Genomic DNA, 20,193 nt, shown 5'->3' with positions numbered 1-20,193 from the left:
CGAGAGCCCCGCAAGGGGCTCTTTGCATTTGTGGACTGAAAACTGACATACCGCGCAGCGGGAACGGTGTCACTGTTCCGGTGGTCTACATGGGTGCTGTTACGTATTGTGTACGGGAATAACCGTACCCGCTGCTGCAACCTACATACAGTAAGGAGAGATTAAGTGTTGCGTACAGGTTTGCTGTTTGCCTTGTTGTCGGTCGCGGCAGTTGCTGTGGCCAATCCCGATTTCACGCTGCAGGATATCGACGGCAAGCAACACCGCCTGTCCGATTATCGCGGCAAATGGGTGGTGGTCAACTACTGGGCAACCTGGTGCCCGCCCTGCCGGGAGGAAATTCCTGAGTTAGTGGAGTTCCACGAGCGGCACAAGGATCATGATGCGGTGGTACTCGGGGTAAACATGGAGCAGGTGACGATAGACAAGCTGCGTCAGTTTGTGGAAGAGAATTTTGTTTCCTATCCGATCTTGCCTGGCTCTTCTGACATGGCTACCGTAGGTCCGGTGCGAGGTTTGCCCACCACTTATCTGATAGCACCTGACGGCCGCCTGGTGGCGCGACAGGTAGGCGGGGTTACTGCTGCAGGTATCGAGAGCTTCATCAATAATCAATAACAGCAAATAACAGTTTCATCGAGGCTGAGGAGGAGAAGGCTATGCGGCGTATGTTGATGGTTGCCTGTTTGTTGTCTTTGTTGCCCTTCAGCGCAGCGACGGCAGCGGCCGGGCGTGACCCGCTGGTGCATTTCTTCAACGAAACCTTCGGCAATTTCGCCGAAGAGTTGGAGCAGGCGCGCGATCAGGGCAAGAAAGGTGTATTGGTCTTCTACGAAATGGATGAATGCCCCTTCTGCCACTTCATGAAGCAGAACGTGCTCAACCAGCCCAATGTGCAGGAGTATTATCGCGAGCACTTCCTCAATTTCATCGTCGATATCGAAGGCGATATCGAGATTGTGGATTTTGCCGGTAAAACCACCACGCAGAAAGATTTCGCCAAGGTTGCCCGGGTACGTGCCACGCCGGTCATCGCCTTTTATGACCTGGATGGCAAGGAAATCTTTCGGCATACCGGCCGGACTTCCGGGGTAGATGAATTTCTGCTGATGGGCAGGTTTGTCGCGGACGGCATGTACAAGAACCAGAAGTTCACCGTGTACAAGCGCGAATACATGAAAAAATAAGCAGACGCCTCTCCATGTCGATGTTCGAACGTACCGCTTTGTATGCGGCACTCTGCCTGTCGTTGCTGTGCAAATCCGTCGTTGCGCAGGACGCAGGCGAGCCGTTGCCGGATCCGCTGACGCTGGAGCAGGCTTTGACCCTTGCGGAAGAACTGGATCCGGCCATGCAACAGGCTCAGGCGGCGGTAGATCTGGCTCGTGCCGGCGTGCTGGAAGCCGAGGCCCGTGACGGCGTCAATGTCTGGCTGGAGGGACGCGCCCGCTGGATAGAGCCGGCAGACAACACGGCAGACGATTCCCGTGATGATCACAAGGCGAGCCTGCTGGCGCGCAAGAATCTGTACGACTTCGGGCGCAGCAGTGCGCAGCAGGCCGCCGCTGTGGCGGAACTGGACGGCAGTGAGCTGATCTACCTCGACAGCGCACGGCAACGCAAACTGGAGGTCATGCGCCGGTTTTTCGATGTGCTGCGCGCCGATATGGAATTTGCCCGTGACGATGAGGCCATGGCGGTGGCTTACGTCACGCTGGATCGCTTGCGCAACCGCCATGAGTTGGGGGAGGTTTCCGATCTCGAAATACTCACTATGGAAAACGAGTACGAACAGACGCGGCGCAATCGTACCGCCAGCGAGAATCGCATGCGTGTGGCGCGTGCGCAGTTGGCCATTGTGCTCAATCGCCCCGGCATGTTGCCTTCCACTCTGGTACGTCCGGAGCTGCCGCAGCTGCAGCGCAGCTTGCCGGAATATGAACAGTTGCTGGGCAAGGCTATGGCGGAAAACCCGCGCCTGCAGGCATTGCGCAAACGTGTGGAGGCGGCACGGCAGCGGCTGGAGGGGGCTTACGCCGGCCGCCGCCCGCGTATCAGCGGTGAACTGGAAGCCTCCGAGTATTCCCGCTCCATGGGCTCCAACGACAAGATGCGCGCCAGCATCTATGTGGAAGTACCACTGTATGATGGCGGTTCCACCCAGTCAGCGGTAGCGCGTCAGCAGGCGGAGTTGTACCGGGTCCAGGCCGAGCTGACAGAAGGCGAGCGTTCCTTGCGCCAAGCTGTCCTGGAACTGTGGACTGAATTGAAAAATCTGCGTGTTGAGCATGAGCGTGTCATTGCGCAGCGCAATTTCCGCGATCTGTATCTGGACCGCAGCCGTGCACTCTACGAAATGGAGGTACAGGCTGATCTGGGGGATGCCATGGTACGCCTCACCGAGGCCCAGCTGGATGAGCTTAATGTGCGTTTTGCCATGGCACTGGCCTGGGAGCGTATGGATGCCCTGACTGGCGGTGCCTTGCCGCCGGAGGCAGCCGCAGTACGACAATAAGGTAGAAGCTACGATGAAGATGACGCGTGGGATATTGGTGTTGTGCGGTCTGCTGGCCTCCACAGCGCTGCCGGCGGGAGAGGTGACCGGGAGCCTGCAATGGCTGCGTCGCGTGGAGCTGAGCACGCCAGCCTCCGGGGTGATCAGCCAGGTAGCGGTCAATAATGGCGACGAGGTGCAGCAGGGACAGCTGCTGCTCAATCTTGATCCGCGCGGTTTCAATGCCCTGGTGAGGAAGGCGGAGTCCCGGGTGCTGAGTGCGCGGGAGGCGCGGGACGAAGCCAAGCGTGAACTGGAGCGGACGAGCGAGATGTATGACCGCACTTTGCTGTCGGATCACGAATTGCAGTTGGCCAAGATAGCGCTGAGCAATGCCGAGGCGGAGTTGCAAGCAGCCGAGGCTGAACGCACGTTGGCGCGACTGGAACTGGAGTACAGCCGGGTAACGGCACCCTTCGACGGTGTGATCCTGGAGCGCCGTGCCGAGGTGGGTCAGACGGTGGTGACACGTATGCAGAGTGTGCCGTTGCTGGTGTTAGCCGAGACTGGCCGCATGCTGGCACGGGTCGAGGTGAGCGAGCAGGAACTGGCGGCGTTGCGCACAGGCTTGGATGTGCAGGTGCGTGCCGGCAACAAGGTCTTTCAGGGCAAGGTGCAGCGGGTGGGTATGGAGCCGGTGATTGCCGCCGGCGGCGTGGCCCGCTACGAAGTCGATGTCCTGTTTGAATATCCCCGCACCGAGCGTCTGCGCGCCGGGCAGAGCGCAGTTGTCGTGTTGCCCTGATGAGCTGTTGCCGTTGCCTGGTCGCCGGCAAGGTGCAGGGGGTCTGGTATCGGGCCGCCACCCAGCGCCAGGCGCTGGCACTGGGGCTCACCGGTTATGCCCGCAACCTGCCCGATGGCCGCGTCGAGGTATTGGCCTGTGGCGATGAGGCGGCATTGCGGCAACTGCAGGACTGGCTCTGGCAGGGACCGCCCGCCGCCGTGGTAAGCGATGTGCAGTGCGAGTCGGCGGCGGAGGCCGCCGCCGACGGTTTTGCTACTTTCTAGCTCTGAACTTATGCAGAGCTTCCTCAGAGTTCAATCCCTCTATTTGTACCAGTGTGTGCGCAGCGCGGTGTAGATGCGCTGCGGGTATCTGGCGCTGCCGGGACTGCCGTTGTAGCGGGCCAGGGCGCGGGTGAGATCGCCGCCTTCCTTGTCCAGGTAGTAGCGCAGAATGGTGCAGCCCATGCGCAGATTGGTGTGGATGTGGAACAGGTTGTCGTCGGGGTGGCCGATTTCATCGAGCCAGAACGGCATGATTTGCATCAGTCCCTGCGCGCCGGCCACCGAGATGGCGAAGCGATCGAAATTACTTTCCACCTGGATCACGGCAAGCACCAGTTCCGGCGGCAGGTCGGCACGTTTTGCCTCCCGATAGACCTGGCGCAACAGGTTCAGCCGCTCCTGCGGGTCAGGCAGGCGCGGCGTAAGCCGGGTTGCCATGTCGGTGAGCCAGACCTCGGCCTCGAAGCGATCCTGCGCGCTGCCATCTTCCGCCAGGGCCAGCGCCAGCCGCTGACGCAGATCCTCATCCAGCTGCTGCGGCGCACCGTGGACTGTCGCCGCTGCCAGCAGCAGGCCCAGAGCGAGGGTGCGCCGGTTTCCCATCAGCGTTTGACCTTGCCGGCGAGGAATCCGGTCAGCCCGGCCAGGGCAACGTCCTGAGCCTCGGCGTCGCGGCGTCCCTTGTATTCGATGCTACCGGCGTCGAGACCACGCTCGGAAAGCACCAGACGGTGCGGGATGCCGAGCAGGTCGAGGTCGGCGAAGATCACGCCGGGGCGCTCCTTGCGGTCGTCGAACAGTACGCTGTAGCCGGCGGCCTGCAGTTCCGCGTACAGCTGTTCGGCCGCCGCCGCCAGGCGCTCGGACTTGTGCATGCCGATGGGCACCAGGGCCAGGTGGAAGGGGGCGATGGCGTCCGGCCAGATGATGCCGCGCTCGTCGTGGTTCTGCTCGATGGCGGCGGCCACCACGCGTGACACGCCGATGCCGTAGCAGCCCATGGTCAGGGTGACCGCCTTGCCGCTCTCGTCCAGCACCGCCGCCTTCATCGCCTCGGAATATTTCTTGCCCAGCTGGAAGATGTGGCCGACCTCGATGCCGCGCTTGATGTGCAGCGTACCCTGGCCGTCCGGGCTGGGGTCGCCTTCCACCACGTTGCGGATGTCGGCGACTTCGGGCAGCGGCAGGTCTCGCTCCCAGTTGATGCCGAAGTAGTGCTTGCCGTCGACGTTGGCGCCGGCTGCGAAGTCGGCCATCTGCGCCACCGTGCGATCGGCGATGAGGGGGAGCGGCAGTTTGATGGGGCCGAGTGAGCCGGGACCGGCATTCACGACGGCGCGGATCTCCGCTTCGGTGGCCATCTGCAGCGGGCTCGCCACCTGCGGCAGCTTGGCCGCCTTGATGGCGTTCAGCTCGTGGTCGCCGCGCACCAGCAGGGCCACCAGTCCGCCCTCACGGCCGCGCACCACCAAGGTTTTCACCGTGCGTTCGATGGGTTGCTGGAACTGTTCCACCAGCTCGGCGATGGTCTTCGCCGTGGGGGTGTCGACCAGGCGCAGGTCCTCGCCCGGTGCCGGGCGGGGGCCGGCCGGTGCCAGGGCCTCGGCCATCTCCACGTTGGCGGCGTAATCGCTCTGGTCGGAGAAGGCGATGGCATCCTCGCCGGAGTCGGCCAGGACGTGGAACTCGTGCGAGCCGGTGCCGCCGATGGCGCCGGTGTCGGCCAGCACCGGGCGGTATTGCAGGCCGAGGCGGTCGAAGATGCGGCAGTAGGTGTCGTGCATCACCTGATAGGTTTCCTTCAGCGACTCCTCATTGATGTGGAAGGAGTAGGCATCCTTCATCAGGAATTCCCGCGCCCGCATCACGCCGAAGCGCGGCCGGCGCTCGTCGCGGAACTTGGTCTGGATCTGGTAGAAGTTGGCCGGCAGCTGCTTGTAGGAGCGCAGCTCGTTGCGGCACAGGTCGGTGATGATCTCCTCATGGGTCGGGCCGAAACAGAAGTCGCGCTGGTGGCGGTCCTTCAGGCGCAGCATCTCCTCGCCCATCTGGTCCCAGCGCCCGGACTCCTGCCACAGCTCGGCCGGCTGCACTGCCGGCATCAGCACCTCCTGGGCGCCGGCGCGGTTCATCTCCTCGCGCACGATGGCCTCGACGTTGCGCAGCACGCGCAGGCCGAGCGGCAGCCAGGTGTAGAGGCCGGCGGCCAGTTTGCGGATCAGGCCGGCGCGCAGCATGAGCTGGTGGCTGATGACTTCGGCGTCCGCCGGGGTTTCCTTGACGGTGGCGATCAGGGTGCGGGATGCGCGCATGGGAAGCTGTTTCTCCGTGGATGACAATGCGGTATGCGCCGCGAACGCGGCGCCGGGTGCCTATGATAATCGAGCGGGGGTAAAAGATTAAAACGTCGCGCCGTTCCAGCCCCACAGCGGGGCGGCGGCATCGGCGAACTCGATGTAGATGCGGGCGGGACTGATGCCCAGTTCCCGGTGGAGCAGGTCGGCGAGCAGGGCGGAAAGTTCGGCCGTGCGCGCCTGGGGCAGGCCGATGCTCTTCAATTCCAGGTAGGCGAGGGGGGCGTCACTGCCCGCGAACAGCATGGGGCAGGAGTGTTCCAGCGCCACCATGACATAGTCCTCGGGTTTTCCGAGGGCCTGGGCCATCTGCTGCGATACGTTGCGCAGCAGCGCCGGGACGGCGTCGGCCGCAGGTGTCAGATTGGTCTTGATAAGCAGGTAAGGCATCAGCGGCAGTACTTCTGAATCATCTCGTTGGCTTCCTTGATCTTGGCTGCCCGTTCATCGTCGTCCAGGGTGACGATCTCGCCCTTGTCGTTCATGACGCGGCGGAAGGCGGTGTAGATATCCAGGTTCTTGCGCGCGGTTTCGCAGTTGTGCTTGGCCACGGCAGCCTCCAGCCGCTTACGTTCCGCCTCTTCCTGCCCGGTCTCTGCGGCGGGTTGTTCCGCGGCGGGTTCTGTTGCTTGTGTCGGCGTGGGTTCCGAGGCGGGGGCCGGCGGCGGGGTCATCTTCTGGAAACTGCCCTTGGGCGGCGGGGTTTGCGTGTACTGAACATTGCCCTCACTGTCGGTCCACTTGTACATGGTGGTGGCGAGGCTGCCCGCTGAGGCGGCCAGCAGAGCGGCAGCGAGCATGAGTCCCCGGAATGAGTTTCCCTTGTTCATGGCTATCTTGTCCTGTTGGGGGTGCCTGGATCGGCACCATGGCACTTATTATGGTTTTTTCCCGGCGACGGACAAGGGGAAAGCGTCGCAAAAGCCCGCACGCACTTGACCTCGGCGGCGAATCTCAGTAGCTTCCCACCTTCTGACCGCAATCTTTTCGTAACCTGCCCGTTTCTGCGGGCTTTTTTTCTGGGGGATTCCTGAGGTGGAGCTGACCGGTGCCGAAATCGTCGTCCGTTTTCTGCAAGACGAGGGCGTCGAATATCTGTTCGGTTACCCGGGTGGTGCCGTGCTGCATATCTACGACGCCCTGTACAAGCAGGATGCCGTCAAGCACATCCTGGTGCGGCACGAGCAGGCCGCGACCCACGCCGCCGACGGTTATGCCCGCTCCACCGGCAAGTCCGGTGTCGTCCTGGTAACCTCCGGCCCCGGCGCCACCAATGCCGTCACCGGCATCGCCACCGCCTATATGGATTCCATCCCCATGGTGGTGCTGACCGGCCAGGTGCCTACCAGCCTGATCGGTAACGACGCCTTCCAGGAGGTGGACTCCGTGGGCATTACCCGCCCCTGCGTCAAGCACAACTTCCTGGTGAAGGACGTCAAGGATCTGGCCATCACCCTCAAGAAGGCCTTCTACATCGCCCAGACCGGCCGCCCCGGTCCGGTGGTGGTGGACATCCCCAAGGACGTCACCGCCAACCGCACCAAGTACGTGTTCCCCAAGACGGTGAGCATGCGTTCCTACAATCCGGTGGTGAAGGGCCACACCGGCCAGATCAAGCGTGCGGTGGGCATGATCCTCGGTGCCAAGCGGCCGATGCTGTACACCGGCGGTGGCGTGGTGCTGAATGATGCCTCCAAACAGCTGATCGAATTCGCGCGCCTGCTCGGCTATCCGGTGACCAACACCTCCATGGGCCTGGGCGGCTATCCGGCCAGCGACAAGCAGTTCGTCGGCATGCTGGGCATGCACGGCACCTACGAGGCCAACATGGCGATGTCGCACTGCGATGTGCTGGTGGCCATCGGCGCCCGTTTCGACGACCGCGTCACCGGCAACGTGCAGAAGTTCTGCCCGCACGCCAAGATCATCCACATCGACATCGATCCGTCTTCCATCTCCAAGAACGTGAAGGTGGACGTCCCCATCGTCGGCAGCGTCGAGCAGGTGCTGAAGGACATGCTCAAGCTGATCAAGGAGTCCGGCGAGACGCCCGACGGCGACGCGCTGGCCAAGTGGTGGAAGCAGATCGACGAGTGGCGCGCCAAGGATTGTCTCAAGTACGACAAGAGTTCCGAGCTGATCAAGCCGCAGTACGTGCTGGAGACCCTGCACAAGATCACCAAGGGCGATGCCTTCGTCTGCTCCGACGTGGGGCAGCACCAGATGTGGACCGCGCAGTTCTACCGCTTCGACAAGCCGCGCCGCTGGATCAACTCCGGCGGCCTCGGCACCATGGGCTTCGGCCTGCCGGCGGCGATGGGCGTGCAGTTCGCCCACCCCAAGGCCACTGTGGTGTGCGTCACCGGCGAAGGCTCCATTCAGATGAACATCCAGGAGCTGTCCACCTGCCTGCAGTACGGTCTGCCCATCAAGATCATCTGCCTCAACAATCGCTTCCTCGGCATGGTGCGGCAGTGGCAGGAGTTCTTCTACGACCGGCGCTATTCGCATTCCTATATGGAGTCGCTGCCCGACTTCGTGAAGCTGGCCGAGGCCTACGGCCATGTCGGCATGCAGATCGACAAGCCGGCGGACGTGGAGGCGGCGCTGAAGGAGGCCTTCACCAAGTACAAGAACCGTCTGGTGTTCATGAACTTCCTCACCGACCAGACGGAGAATGTCTATCCCATGGTTCCGGCCGGTGCCGGCCTGGACGAAATGATTCTGGTGTAAGCGATGCGGCACATCATCTCCATCCTGATTGAAAACGAGGCCGGCGCGCTGTCGCGCGTGGCCGGGCTGTTCTCCGCGCGCGGCTACAATATCGAATCGCTCACCGTGGCACCCACCGAGGATCCTTCGCTGTCGCGCATGACCCTGGTGACGCGCGGTTCCGACGACATCATCGAGCAGATCACCAAGCAGCTGAACAAGCTCATCGACGTGGTCAAGCTGATGGACCTCACCGAGGGGCCGCACATCGAGCGCGAGATGATGCTGATCAAGGTGCGCGCCGTGGGCGGTGACCAGCGCGACGAGGTGAAGCGCATGGCCGACATCTTCCGCGGCCGCATCATCGACGTCACCGACAGCACCTACACCATCGAGGTGACCGGCGACAGTGCCAAGCTGGACGGCTTCATCCAGGCGCTGGACAAGGGCCTGATCCTGGAAACCGTGCGCTCCGGCGTGATGGGTATTTCGCGTGGCGAAAAGGCGCTGAGGATTTGACAACCAGTCCCAAGTGGCAAGTGACAGGTAACAAGAGGAACCGCTTTTTACTTGCAACTTGAAACTTGTAACTTGCAACTATCTGAAAGGAACAGAGCTGTGAACATTTTCTACGACAAAGACTGTGATATCTCCATCATCAAGGGCAAGAAGGTGGTCATCGTCGGCTACGGCTCCCAGGGCCACGCCCACGCCAACAACCTGAAGGACTCCGGCGTCGACGTCACCGTCGCCCTGCGCCCCGGTTCCTCCTCCGCCAAGAAGGCGGAGAATGCGGGCCTCAAGGTGAAGTCCGTTCCCGAGGCGGTGAAGGAAGCCGACCTGGTGATGATCCTGACCCCGGACGAGTTCCAGTCCAAGCTGTACCGCGAAGACCTGGAGCCGAACCTGAAGCAGGGCGCCACCCTGGCCTTCGCCCACGGTTTCTCCATCCACTACAACCAGATCGTGCCGCGCAAGGATCTGGACGTGATCATGATCGCCCCCAAGGCACCGGGCCACACCGTGCGCTCCGAGTTCGTCAAGGGCGGCGGCATCCCCGACCTGATCGCCGTGTTCCAGGACGCCTCCGGCAAGGCCAAGGCCACCGCGCTGTCCTACGCCTCCGCCATCGGCGGCGGCCGCACCGGCATCATCGAGACCACCTTCAAGGACGAGACCGAGACCGACCTGTTCGGCGAGCAGGCCGTGCTGTGCGGCGGCGCCGTCGAGCTGGTCAAGGCCGGTTTCGAGACCCTGGTCGAGGCCGGCTACGCGCCGGAGATGGCCTACTTCGAGTGTCTGCACGAGCTCAAGCTGATCGTCGACCTGATGTACGAAGGCGGCATCGCCAACATGAACTACTCCATCTCCAACAACGCGGAGTACGGCGAGTATGTCACCGGTCCCAAGGTGATCAACGAGGAGTCGCGCCGGGCCATGCGCGAGGCGCTGGAGAACATCCAGAACGGCACTTACGCCAAGCGCTTCATCCTGGAAGGTATGAGCAACTATCCCGAGATGACCGCCTGGCGCCGCAACAACGCCGCGCACCAGATCGAGGTGGTGGGCGAGAAGCTGCGTTCCATGATGCCGTGGATCGCCGCCAACAAGCTGGTGGACAAGTCCAAGAACTAAGGTTCCGGACCTTCCGTTGCACGGACGGCCGGCTCCCCCAGGGGGGCCGGCCGTTTTGATTTCTGGGCATGGCCGGCGTGACGATTTCGTGACGGGACCCGGCGCGCATTTGCCGGGTGTTCGGGTTAAACTGTCAGTCCTGCGAGGACCATCATGACCGACGACATTACCCCCAAGCGCCCGCGCGGCATCTACCTGCTGCCCAACCTGTTTACCACCGCTGCCCTGTTTGCCGGTTTCTACGCCATCGTGGCGGCGATGAACGGGCAATATGTCGCGGCACCGGTGGCCATCTACATCGCCATGGTGCTGGACGGCATCGATGGCCGCGTCGCCCGCCTGACCAATACCCAGAGCGCCTTCGGCGCCGAATACGACAGCCTGTCCGACATGGTCTCCTTCGGCCTGGCGCCGGCCCTGGTGGTCTATTCCTGGGCACTGGAGAGCCTGGGCAAGGTGGGCTGGCTCGCCGCCTTCATCTATGCCGCCGCCGCTGCCCTGCGCCTGGCCCGTTTCAATACCCAGGTGCATGTCGCCGACAAGCGTTTCTTCCAGGGGCTGGCCAGTCCGTCCGCCGCCGCCATCGTCGCCGGTCTGGTATGGGTCAGCCATGACCTTGGTCTGGAAGGCGAGACCATGCGCTGGGTGGCCTTCGTACTGACCCTGGCCGCCGGGCTGTTGATGGTGAGCAACATCCGCTACCACAGCTTCAAGGGGCTGGACCTGCGCGGCAAGGTGCCTTTCGTCGCCATCCTCATCGTGGTGCTGGTCTATGTCACCATCACCATCGATCCGCCCAAGGTGCTGTTCGGTGTGTTTCTGCTCTATGCCCTGTCCGGTCCGGTGATGACCGTGTACCTGCGCCAGCGCAAGCGCCGCGAGCGTCATCACGACTCCGACGATACTGGTACGCCGCCCGCCGACATTTAACCCTTCAACAATGGGGTCCGCAAATGAACGCGAATGGACGCAAACAGCGCCAGTGAACCGGATATGAGGCGGTAGTTTCCGGCGGGTGTTTATTTGCGTACATTGGCGTTCATTCGCGGACCGATTGAGGTTTTAGATGAAAGACTCCCTGATTATTTTCGACACCACCCTGCGTGACGGCGAACAGAGTCCCGGCGCCTCCATGACGCGCGATGAGAAGGTGCGCATCGCCAAGGCGCTGGAGCGCATGGGCGTCAACGTCATCGAGGCCGGTTTCGCCATCGCCAGCCAGGGCGATTTCGAGTCGGTGCAGGCGGTGGCGCGTGCGGTGAAGGACAGCACGGTGTGTTCCCTGGCGCGTGCCCTGGACAAGGACATCGACCGCGCCGGCGAGGCGCTGAAGGAGGCGGCCTCCGGCCGCATCCACACCTTCATCGCCACCTCACCGATCCACATGGAGCGCAAGCTGCGCATGACGCCGGACCAGGTGGTGGAGCAGGCGGTGCAGGCGGTGAAGCGTGCGCGCCACTACACCGATGACGTGGAGTTTTCCGCCGAAGATGCCGGCCGTTCCGACATCGCCTTTCTGAACCGTATCTTCGAGGCAGTGATCAAGGCCGGCGCGCGCACCATCAACATCCCGGACACCGTCGGCTACAACGTGCCGCACCAGTTCGGCGAACTGGTGCGCAAGGCCATCGAGGGCACGCCCAACGCCGACCAGGCGGTGTTCTCGGTACACTGTCACAACGACCTCGGTCTCGCCGTGGCCAATTCGCTGGCCGCGGTGATGAGCGGCGCGCGCCAGGTGGAGTGCACCATCAACGGCTTGGGCGAGCGCGCCGGCAACGCCGCGCTGGAGGAGATCGTGATGGCGGTGCGCACGCGTCAGGACGTGTTCCCCTGTCAGGTGGAACACATCGACACCACCCAGATCGTGCCCACCTCGCGCCTCGTCGCCAGCATCACCGGCTTCGCCGTGCAGCCCAACAAGGCCATCGTCGGCGCCAATGCCTTCGCCCACGAGTCGGGCATCCACCAGGACGGCGTGCTCAAACACCGTGAGACCTACGAAATCATGCGCGCCGAAGACGTGGGCTGGAGCGCCAATCGCATGGTGCTGGGCAAGCACTCCGGCCGCAATGCCTTCAAGAGCCGCCTCAGCGAGTTGGGTATCGAGTTCGAATCGGACGAGGCCCTCAATGCCGCCTTTGCCCGCTTCAAGGACCTGGCCGACAAGAAGCATGAAATCTTCGACGAGGATCTGCAGGCCCTGGTGACCGAGACCGCTATCGAGAGCGACGTCAACGAGCGCATCAAGCTGGTGTATCTGCATGTCTGCTGCGAAACCGGCGAGACGCCGGAGGCCTGCGTCACGCTGGCGGTGGATGGTGAGGAGCAGAAGCTGTGTGCCCAGGGCGGCGGTCCGGTGGATGCCACCTTCAAGGCCATCGAGAGCGTGATCGACAGCGGCACCACCCTGCAACTGTATTCGGTCAACAACATCACCAGCGGCACCGACGCCCAGGGCGAGGTCACCGTGCGCCTGGAGAAGGGCGGTCGCATCGTCAACGGCCAGGGCGCCGATACCGACATCGTCATCGCCTCGGCCAAGGCCTACCTCAACGCGCTCAACAAGATCATGGCGCCGTCGGAGCGGGCCCATCCGCAGGTACCGACCGTCTGAGTGCGATGGACACGCGGCGCCTGCAGTATCTCGATGCCATGGACATCCAGACCTGGGTACGACGCGACAGCAGCGCACCCGGGAGGGATGAGGTAAGCGATACGAGTCCCGAGGAAAACATTCCCTCGCCCCTCGTACCTCGTTCCTCGTCCCAGGGCGATGCTAAGGATGACATCGCGTCGCTGGACTGGGAGGCACTGCAACAGCGGGTGAAGAACTGCACCCTGTGCGCCGAGCTTACCGCGTCGCGCACCCAGACCGTGTTCGGCGTCGGCGATCGCCAGGCCCAGTGGCTGGTGATCGGCGAGGCACCGGGGGCCGAGGAAGATGCCCAGGGTGAACCCTTCGTCGGCCGTGCCGGCCAGCTGCTCAACGCCATGCTGCATGCCATCGGCCTTCAGCGCGGGCAGGTGTACATTGCCAACGTGCTCAAGTGCCGTCCGCCCGGCAATCGTGATCCCCGTCCCGACGAGGCGGCCAACTGTGAACCTTATCTGCAACGGCAGATCGCGCTAATCGAACCGCGCCTGATCCTGGTGGTCGGGCGCATCGCGGCGCAGCACCTGCTCAAGACCGATACGCCCATCGGTAAGTTGCGCGGCCAGGTTCACCGCTATGGCGACATCCCCCTGGTGGTCACCTATCATCCGGCCTATCTGCTGCGTTCGCCGGGGGAGAAGCGCAAGGCCTGGGCTGACCTGCGTCTGGCGCTGACTGTCATGCAACAGCAGCGTGCGTCATGAGTGCGTCACTGCACAATGCAGCGCCGCGTCTGCGTCCGATGCATGAGGAGGATGTGCCCGGTGTAATGGTGATCGAACTGCTCAATTACCCTTATCCCTGGACCGAAGGCATCATGCGCGATTGCCTGCGCGCCAATTACAGTTGCTGGGTATACGAGGCGGCTGACAGTATCATCGGCTATGGCATCCTGTCGGTCGGCGCCGGCGAGGCGCATATCCTCAACATCTCGGTACATCCCGATCATCAGGGCCGCGGCCTGGGACGCAAGTTGCTGAACCATCTGCTCGATCTGGCGCGCGGTCACGGTGCCGACACCGCGTTTCTCGAGGTCCGCCCGTCCAATCGGGTAGCGGTGCATCTTTATGAATCCATCGGTTTTAACCAGGCCGGCCTGCGGCGCGATTATTATCCGGCGGCACGTGGCCGTGAGGACGCGCTGATCATGGCGCTGGCACTTTGAACTGCAGGGAGGAAGCATGATGAGTTTCGGTGATGAACTGGCCAGGAGTCTGCAACTCAACCGCATTACCCGGCGCCAGGCGCTATGGCTGCTCGGGGCCGGTACGCTGGGTGCGGCCGGTATCTCGCTACAGGGATGCGCCACCTCGCCGGTGACCGGCAAGAGCATCCTGGTCGGCATGAGCGAGGCACAGGAACGTGCGGTCGATGCACAAGTGTCGCCGCACCAGTTTTCCGCCGATCTGGGCGCCATTCAGGATGGCGCGGTGAACGACTACGTCAGCGGTGTCGGCCGCAGCCTGGCCCAGCGCAGCCACCGTCCGCAGATGCCGTATTCCTTTCGCGTGCTGAACGCCAACTATATCAACGCCTATACCTTCCCCGGCGGCGCCATGGGCGTGACGCGCGGCATCCTCACCGAATTGGATGACGAGGCGGAACTGGCGGCACTGCTGGGGCACGAGATCGGCCATGTCAATGCACGCCATGCGGCACAACGCCAGGGCAAGGCGCTGCTGGCCCAGGTGGCGATAGCCAGTGTCGCCGTGGCGACTGCTGATTCGGAATGGGGTACGGTGGCGGGCATCGGCAGCACCATCGGCGCCAGTGCGCTGCTGGCCAGCTACTCGCGTGACAACGAGCGCGAGGCCGATGCGCTGGGGCAGGAGTACATGGTGCGTGGCGGCTATCCCGCTACCGGCATGGTGCGTCTGCATCAGCTCCTGGTAGACCAGGAAAAGCACGAGCCCAGCCTGTTGGAAACCATGTTTTCGTCCCACCCGATGAGCACCGAGCGGCGCAATACGGCACGCGAACTGGCCGATACGCGCTATGCGGCGAGCAAGAAGGCCGATCCGCAGCGCGAACGCTTCATGGACAGCACCGCCAGCCTGCGCAAGCTCAAGTCCACCATCGACGAATGCAAACGCGGCGAGACCGCACTGGCCGCCAAGGAATATAAAAAGGCGGAGGAACATTTCCAGGCCGCACTCAAGCTGACACCGGACGATTACGCCGCCAACCTGCGTATGGCGCAATGCCTGCAGGCGCAGAAGAAGAACAAGGAGGCGCGCGAATACGCCAGTAAGGCCAAGGATGTGTACCCGCAGGAGGCGCAGGCGCACAAACTGCTCGGCGTATTGTCGCTGAGCATGCGCCAGCCCGATGCCGCCTACGAATCCCTGCAGCGTTTCGATCAGTTGTTGCCCGGGGATCCGGGCGTCACCTTCCTTATGGGCGTGGCGCTGGAGGGTGCGGGCGACAAGAAGGGGGCGGCACAGCACTACCGCGCCTACCTGGGGATCACGCAACAGGGGGATGCCGCCAAGTATTCCGCCCAGCGCCTGAAGAGCTGGGGTTATCTGCGCTAGCAGCCTGTCGGAGTTGGGCGATCGTAGCGCGCATGGTGGGAGAACGAGGTTAATTTTCACGATTCTGACGCGCATGGTGGTTCCATGTAGGGAAAAAGCGGGGAAATTTGGACCGTTCTCCCGCCAGTGCAGTAGAGCAGTCCCAAGTCCGACAGGCTGCTAGCCCACGGCGGGCCCGGGATCAGGTAAAATGACGACCTTTTGCGGCTATCACGATACCCATGAGCATCTTCGAGAAAGAGGCGGCGCGCCGCCGCACCTTCGCCATCATCTCCCACCCGGACGCCGGCAAGACCACGCTGACGGAAAAACTGCTGCTGTTCGGTGGGGCGATCCAGCTGGCCGGCACGGTGAAGGGGCGCAAGGCCGCGCGCCACGCCACCTCCGACTGGATGGAGCTGGAAAAGCAGCGCGGCATCTCGGTCACCTCCTCGGTGATGCAGTTTCCCTACCGCGATCATGTCATCAACCTGCTCGATACCCCGGGCCACGAGGACTTCTCCGAGGACACCTACCGCGTGCTCACGGCGGTGGACTCGGCACTGATGGTCATCGACGGTGCCAAGGGCGTCGAGGAGCGCACCATCAAGCTGATGGACGTCTGCCGCCTGCGCGATACGCCGATCATCACCTTCGTCAACAAGATGGACCGCGAGAGCCGGCCGCCCATCGACCTGCTGGATGAAGTGGAGCAGGTGCTGAAGATCAAGTGCGCCCCCATCACCTGGCCCATCGGCATGGGTAAGGGTTTCAAGGGTGTGTTCCACCTCTACAACGACGCCATCTATCTGTTCTCGGCCCAGCACGGCGGCAGGATCGCCGAGGCGGAGATCGTGCAGGGCCTGGACAATCCGCGCCTGGACGAACTGTTCGGCAGCCTGGCGCAGGAACTGCGCGACGAGATCGAACTGGTGCGCGGCGCCAGCCACGAGTTCGATCTGGCGGCGTTCCGCCAGGGTGAAATGACTCCGGTGTTCTTCGGTTCCGGCATCAATAACTTCGGTGTGCGCGAGGTGCTCGACGCCTTGGTGGACTATGCGCCGATGCCGCTGCCGCGCGCCACCACGACGCGCACCGTGCAGCCCACCGAGGAGAAGTTCAGCGGCTTTGTGTTCAAGATTCAGGCCAATATGGACCCGGCGCACCGCGACCGCGTCGCTTTCCTGCGTGTCTGCTCCGGCCGCTACAGTCAGGGCATGAAGGTAAAACACGTGCGCATCGGCCGCGACGTGAAGATCGCGCAGGCCATCACCTTCATGGCGCAGGAGCGCGAGCAGGTGGCGGATGCCTGGCCCGGCGACATCATTGGCCTGCACAACCACGGCACCATCCAGATCGGCGACACCTTCACCGAGGGCGAGGACCTCAAGTTCACCGGTATCCCGCATTTCGCACCGGAGCTGTTCCGCCGCGCCGTGCTGAAGGATCCGCTGCGCATGAAGGCGTTGCAGAAGGGACTGGAACAGCTGTCGGAGGAGGGCGCCACCCAGTTGTTCCGTCCGCTCAAGAACAACGACCTGATCCTCGGCGCGGTCGGCGTGCTGCAGTTCGATGTGGTGGCCTATCGTTTGAAGGACGAGTACAACGTCGACTGCATCTTCGAGCCGGTGACCATCAATACGGCACGTTGGGTGGAATGTGACGACGCCAAGAAGCTGGAGGAGTTCAAGGTGAAGGCCCACGACAACCTCGCCATCGACGGCTCCGGCCTGCTCACCTACCTGGCGCCCACCCGCGTCAATCTGAATCTGACCCAGGAGCGTTGGCCGGAGGTGCGCTTCTTCGATACGCGGGAGAAGTAAGAGGCTTTCAACGCAAAGACGCCAAGGCCGCCAAGAGCGCAAAGTTTTCCAGCGCCTAAGGTACTTGCCCGGTTTTTGTGGGTGCCCAGCTCTGCTGGGCGGGTGCCTGATAAATCGGGCTTCCACAATGGACATCACCACTCCTTGCGTGCGTGGCGGCCTTGGCGTCTTTGCGTTTAACGGGTTTGTTTTCGCTGAATGGAGGGAACTGTGCAGGCGGGATTCATCGGCGTGTTCGATTCCGGTGTGGGCGGCCTATCCGTGTTGCGCGCCATCCGCGAATTGCTGCCGGCGGAAAACCTGCTGTATATCGCCGACTCGGCCCACGCCCCCTACGGCGACCTGACCCCCGAGCGTATCCGCGAACGTTCCGAGCGCATCACCCGGTATCTGGTGGAGCACGGCGCCAAGGCGGTGGTGGTGGCCTGCAACACCGCCACCGCCGTTGCGGTGGAGCACTTGCGCACGCTCTATTCCCTGCCCATCGTCGCCATCGAACCGGCGGTGAAGCCGGCCGTGCATCGCACCAGCAGCGGTACCGTCGGCGTACTCGCCACCAGTGCCACCCTCGCCAGCCCGCGTTATGCCGCGCTGTTGGCCCGCTACGGTGATCGCGCCCGGGTAGTGGCGCAGGCCTGCCCGGGCCTGGTGGAGCGGGTCGAGCAGGGGGACTGGGAGGGGGCCGAGACCCGCCGCCTGTTGCAGGGATATCTCGCGCCGCTGCTAGCGGCCGGGGCCGATCAGATTGTGCTCGGCTGTACCCACTACCCCTTTCTGCGCGGCCTTATCGAAGAGATCGCCGGTGCGGCGGTGGAGGTGCTGGAAACCGGCCCCGCCGTGGCGGCCGAACTGCGCCGTCGTCTGCTTGCTGCCGGAACGTTGCAGGAGTGCGGACGGGGCGAGGTGCGTTTTCTTACCAGTGGTGATCCGCAACGGATGGCAGCGGTATTGCTGCGGTTGTGGCCGGAGGAGGTCGCCTTGGAGGCTTGGCAGGAATGAGGCCGCGCTAATGGCTGACGTGTCCTGGAACCTCAGCGCAGGCGTTCCAGCCAGATTTCCGCCGGTTCCGGCCGGCTGTACAGATAGCCCTGATGCAGGATCCTGCCGCGGGCGTTGAGGAAGGCGGCCTGCTCGCTGGTTTCCACACCCTCGGCAACGACATCGAGTTCCATGCGTTCGGCGACGGCGAGGATGGTATCCACCAGGGTGGCATCGTTGGGATCACTGGGGGCATCCTGCACGAAGGACTTGTCGATCTTGATCTCGTGGATCGGCAGGCGCTTGAGGTAGGTGAGCGAGGAATAGCCGGTACCAAAGTCATCCACCGAGAAGCGGATGCCAAGGGCGGTCAGCTCATTCATCTTGGCGATGATGTCGTTGAGATTGTCGATGAGCAGGCCTTCGGTGATCTCCAGGGTGAGCTGGCGCGGGTTGGCACCGGTCGCACGCAGGGTTTCCTTGACCCAGGCGACGAAACTGGGCTGGCGGAAATGGCGCGGACTGATGTTGACCGACAGACGCAGCGGCCGATCGGCCAGCTCGACGCGGGTCAGCAGGGTGCAGGCCTCGGTGAACACCCAGGTATCGACATCGATGATGAGATCGGTTTCCTCGGCGATGGGGATGAAGGCGGCCGGGGTGATCAGGCCGCGTTCCGGATGTTGCCAGCGAATCAGGGATTCGGCGCCGACGATCTCGCCCGCCGCGTCGACCTGTGACTGCAAGAACAGCCGCAGTTCGCCATTCTGGATGGCGCGACGCAGTTCGCGTTCGATGCGGAAACGGTGTTCCACCGTCTTGGACATGGTCTGCTCGAAGAACACGGTCTGGTTGCCGCCGCGCTGTTTTGCCTGATGCAAGGCGGTGTCGGCACAGCGCATGGTATCGCTGGCGCTTTCACCGCTGCCGGGGGTGAAGATGACGATACCCAGGCTGAAGGTGATGGAGATTTCATCGGAGCCTATGTGCAACGGTTGGCGCAGCGTTTCGTGCAGCCGCCCGGCCAGCTCGGTAATGGTCAGGCGGAAGGTGGTGGCGTGTTCGCCGGGACGGTGTAGCAGCAGGGCAAATTCGTCTGCGCCGACCCGCGCCAGGGTATCGCCGGAGTGCAGCAACGGCTTGGTGCGGGCAGCGACTTCACGCAGCAGGCTGTCGCCGGTGGCATGGCCGCGGGCATCGTTGAGCGTCTTGAAGCGGTCGAGGTTGAAAAACATCAGCACACCGTCGCCCGGCTTCTCCGGCCTGTCGGCGAGCAGCCGCTCCAGACGCTGGATAAGCAGGGCGCGGTTGGGCAGGCCGGTGAGGCTGTCGTAATAGGCGAGCTGGTGCAGGTGGGCCCTGGTGGTCTCCTGCTCCTCATAGTCCTGGAACAACATACTGATCAGCATGGTGGCCAAGGGATAAACAACCAGAATCACCGCTCCCAGTTCCTCGATGATGCGCAGGCCATGACCATGCGGCAACAACAGGAACAGCGCCAGCATGATGACGTGCACCAGCAGACCGAAGCCGAGCAGCTGCAGGGGAGAAAGATGACCACCGAGGCGGCGGCGGTAGTAGTGGAACGCCGTTCCGATGCCGGCGGCCATGGCGATGACGCTCGCACCGACGGCGGCGCCACCGCCTCCCAGCCACAGGCGGAAGCTTCCAGCAACCACTGCGCTGACCAGGGCGACCAACGGACCGCCGATGAGGCCGGCGACGGCGAGGATGATGGAGCGGCCATCGAAGATGATGCCCGGCGTGAAGCTGACCGGCGCCAGCATGCCGAGGATCGCCACCGTACCGAACAGCAGACCAAAGACGATCTGGCCGCCGACACTGCGGAACAGCAGACGCGAAATGACCACCTGATACAGTGCGGCGAGGGCAACCAGAAGCGCGATGTTATGGATGATGTCGAGCAGCTTCACGAGTCGTTATAACTGATTTTTTA

The 20,193-nt window shown here is 63.0% G+C and carries 20 protein-coding genes; 15 read left to right on the top strand and 5 right to left on the bottom strand.

Annotated features, from left to right (window positions below):
- Positions 1-165 precede the first annotated feature (165 nt).
- From EP379_RS10730 to EP379_RS10710, 5 genes are read left to right on the top strand one after another with little or no spacing between them, the layout of a single operon-like run.
- Positions 166-618, top strand: a complete 453-nt coding sequence (locus tag EP379_RS10730; RefSeq protein ID WP_127477805.1) for a TlpA family protein disulfide reductase — start codon at positions 166-168, stop codon at positions 616-618.
- Positions 619-659: 41 nt separating this feature from the next.
- Complete coding sequence (locus EP379_RS10725; protein WP_172600449.1) at positions 660-1,187, top strand: thioredoxin family protein; 528 nt, start codon at positions 660-662, stop codon at positions 1,185-1,187.
- Positions 1,188-1,201: 14 nt separating this feature from the next.
- Positions 1,202-2,515, top strand: coding sequence for a TolC family protein (locus EP379_RS10720; protein ID WP_127477804.1), 1,314 nt, complete (start codon positions 1,202-1,204; stop codon positions 2,513-2,515).
- Positions 2,516-2,528: 13 nt separating this feature from the next.
- A complete protein-coding gene (locus EP379_RS10715) occupies positions 2,529-3,299 on the top strand; it encodes an efflux RND transporter periplasmic adaptor subunit (protein ID WP_127477803.1) in 771 nt (256 codons plus the stop codon).
- The gene (locus EP379_RS10710; RefSeq protein ID WP_127477802.1) at positions 3,299-3,565 is read left to right on the top strand and encodes an acylphosphatase; all 267 of its coding nucleotides are present in this window, start codon (positions 3,299-3,301) and stop codon (positions 3,563-3,565) included. The genes EP379_RS10715 and EP379_RS10710 overlap by 1 nt, the downstream gene beginning before the upstream one ends.
- 39 nt (positions 3,566-3,604) lie before the next feature.
- Here the strand turns inward: EP379_RS10710 and EP379_RS10705 are convergent, their stop codons facing one another.
- From EP379_RS10705 to EP379_RS10690, 4 genes are all read right to left on the bottom strand, one after another.
- A complete protein-coding gene (locus EP379_RS10705; protein ID WP_127477801.1) occupies positions 3,605-4,168 on the bottom strand; it encodes a lytic transglycosylase domain-containing protein in 564 nt (187 codons plus the stop codon).
- Positions 4,168-5,877, bottom strand: coding sequence for a proline--tRNA ligase (locus tag EP379_RS10700; protein WP_127477800.1), 1,710 nt, complete (start codon positions 5,875-5,877; stop codon positions 4,168-4,170). Before EP379_RS10700 ends, EP379_RS10705 begins: the two co-directional genes overlap by 1 nt.
- Before the next feature lie 87 nt (positions 5,878-5,964).
- A complete protein-coding gene (locus EP379_RS10695; RefSeq protein ID WP_127477799.1) occupies positions 5,965-6,309 on the bottom strand; it encodes a phenylpyruvate tautomerase MIF-related protein in 345 nt (114 codons plus the stop codon).
- Positions 6,309-6,749, bottom strand: coding sequence for a DUF4124 domain-containing protein (locus EP379_RS10690; RefSeq protein WP_127477798.1), 441 nt, complete (start codon positions 6,747-6,749; stop codon positions 6,309-6,311). The genes EP379_RS10695 and EP379_RS10690 overlap by 1 nt, the downstream gene beginning before the upstream one ends.
- A 205-nt stretch (positions 6,750-6,954) precedes the next feature.
- Between EP379_RS10690 and EP379_RS10685 the strand changes: the two genes are divergently transcribed.
- The 10 genes from EP379_RS10685 (at position 6,955) to murI (ending at position 18,257) form a co-directional block, all read left to right on the top strand.
- Positions 6,955-8,652, top strand: a complete 1,698-nt coding sequence (locus tag EP379_RS10685; RefSeq protein ID WP_127477797.1) for an acetolactate synthase 3 catalytic subunit — start codon at positions 6,955-6,957, stop codon at positions 8,650-8,652.
- 3 nt (positions 8,653-8,655) lie between these two features.
- A complete protein-coding gene (gene ilvN / locus EP379_RS10680; RefSeq protein WP_127477796.1) occupies positions 8,656-9,150 on the top strand; it encodes an acetolactate synthase small subunit in 495 nt (164 codons plus the stop codon).
- A 99-nt stretch (positions 9,151-9,249) separates the two neighbouring features.
- Positions 9,250-10,266: a ketol-acid reductoisomerase gene (gene ilvC / locus EP379_RS10675; RefSeq protein WP_127477795.1), complete on the top strand. Its 1,017-nt coding sequence runs from the start codon at positions 9,250-9,252 to the stop codon at positions 10,264-10,266.
- Between the two features lie 153 nt (positions 10,267-10,419).
- Entirely contained in the window at positions 10,420-11,196 is a 777-nt protein-coding gene (gene pssA / locus EP379_RS10670) for a CDP-diacylglycerol--serine O-phosphatidyltransferase (protein ID WP_127477794.1), read from the top strand.
- 136 nt (positions 11,197-11,332) lie between these two features.
- Entirely contained in the window at positions 11,333-12,883 is a 1,551-nt protein-coding gene (locus EP379_RS10665) for a 2-isopropylmalate synthase (protein WP_127477793.1), read from the top strand.
- Between the two features lie 5 nt (positions 12,884-12,888).
- The gene (locus tag EP379_RS10660) at positions 12,889-13,626 is read left to right on the top strand and encodes a uracil-DNA glycosylase (protein ID WP_127477792.1); all 738 of its coding nucleotides are present in this window, start codon (positions 12,889-12,891) and stop codon (positions 13,624-13,626) included.
- Entirely contained in the window at positions 13,623-14,087 is a 465-nt protein-coding gene (gene rimI / locus EP379_RS10655; protein ID WP_127477791.1) for a ribosomal protein S18-alanine N-acetyltransferase, read from the top strand. The genes EP379_RS10660 and rimI overlap by 4 nt, the downstream gene beginning before the upstream one ends.
- Positions 14,088-14,106: 19 nt before the next feature.
- Positions 14,107-15,456, top strand: a complete 1,350-nt coding sequence (locus EP379_RS10650; protein WP_127478893.1) for a M48 family metalloprotease — start codon at positions 14,107-14,109, stop codon at positions 15,454-15,456.
- A gap of 221 nt (positions 15,457-15,677) precedes the next feature.
- Positions 15,678-17,258 (top strand): peptide chain release factor 3, encoded by a 1,581-nt coding sequence (locus EP379_RS10645; RefSeq protein WP_127477790.1) that lies wholly within the window; start codon positions 15,678-15,680, stop codon positions 17,256-17,258.
- A gap of 210 nt (positions 17,259-17,468) precedes the next feature.
- Positions 17,469-18,257, top strand: coding sequence for a glutamate racemase (gene murI, locus EP379_RS10640; protein WP_232023893.1), 789 nt, complete (start codon positions 17,469-17,471; stop codon positions 18,255-18,257).
- A 32-nt stretch (positions 18,258-18,289) separates the two neighbouring features.
- Here the strand turns inward: murI and EP379_RS10635 are convergent, their stop codons facing one another.
- The gene (locus tag EP379_RS10635; RefSeq protein WP_127477788.1) at positions 18,290-20,170 is read right to left on the bottom strand and encodes a putative bifunctional diguanylate cyclase/phosphodiesterase; all 1,881 of its coding nucleotides are present in this window, start codon (positions 20,168-20,170) and stop codon (positions 18,290-18,292) included.
- Positions 20,171-20,193 lie beyond the last annotated feature (23 nt).

The organism is Sulfurivermis fontis (genome assembly GCF_004001245.1).
Taxonomy (GTDB): Bacteria; Pseudomonadota; Gammaproteobacteria; order Thiohalomonadales; family Thiohalomonadaceae; genus Sulfurivermis; species Sulfurivermis fontis.
Note: the sequence above shows the minus strand (reverse complement) of the source record. Positions and strands in the feature narration are given on the sequence as shown.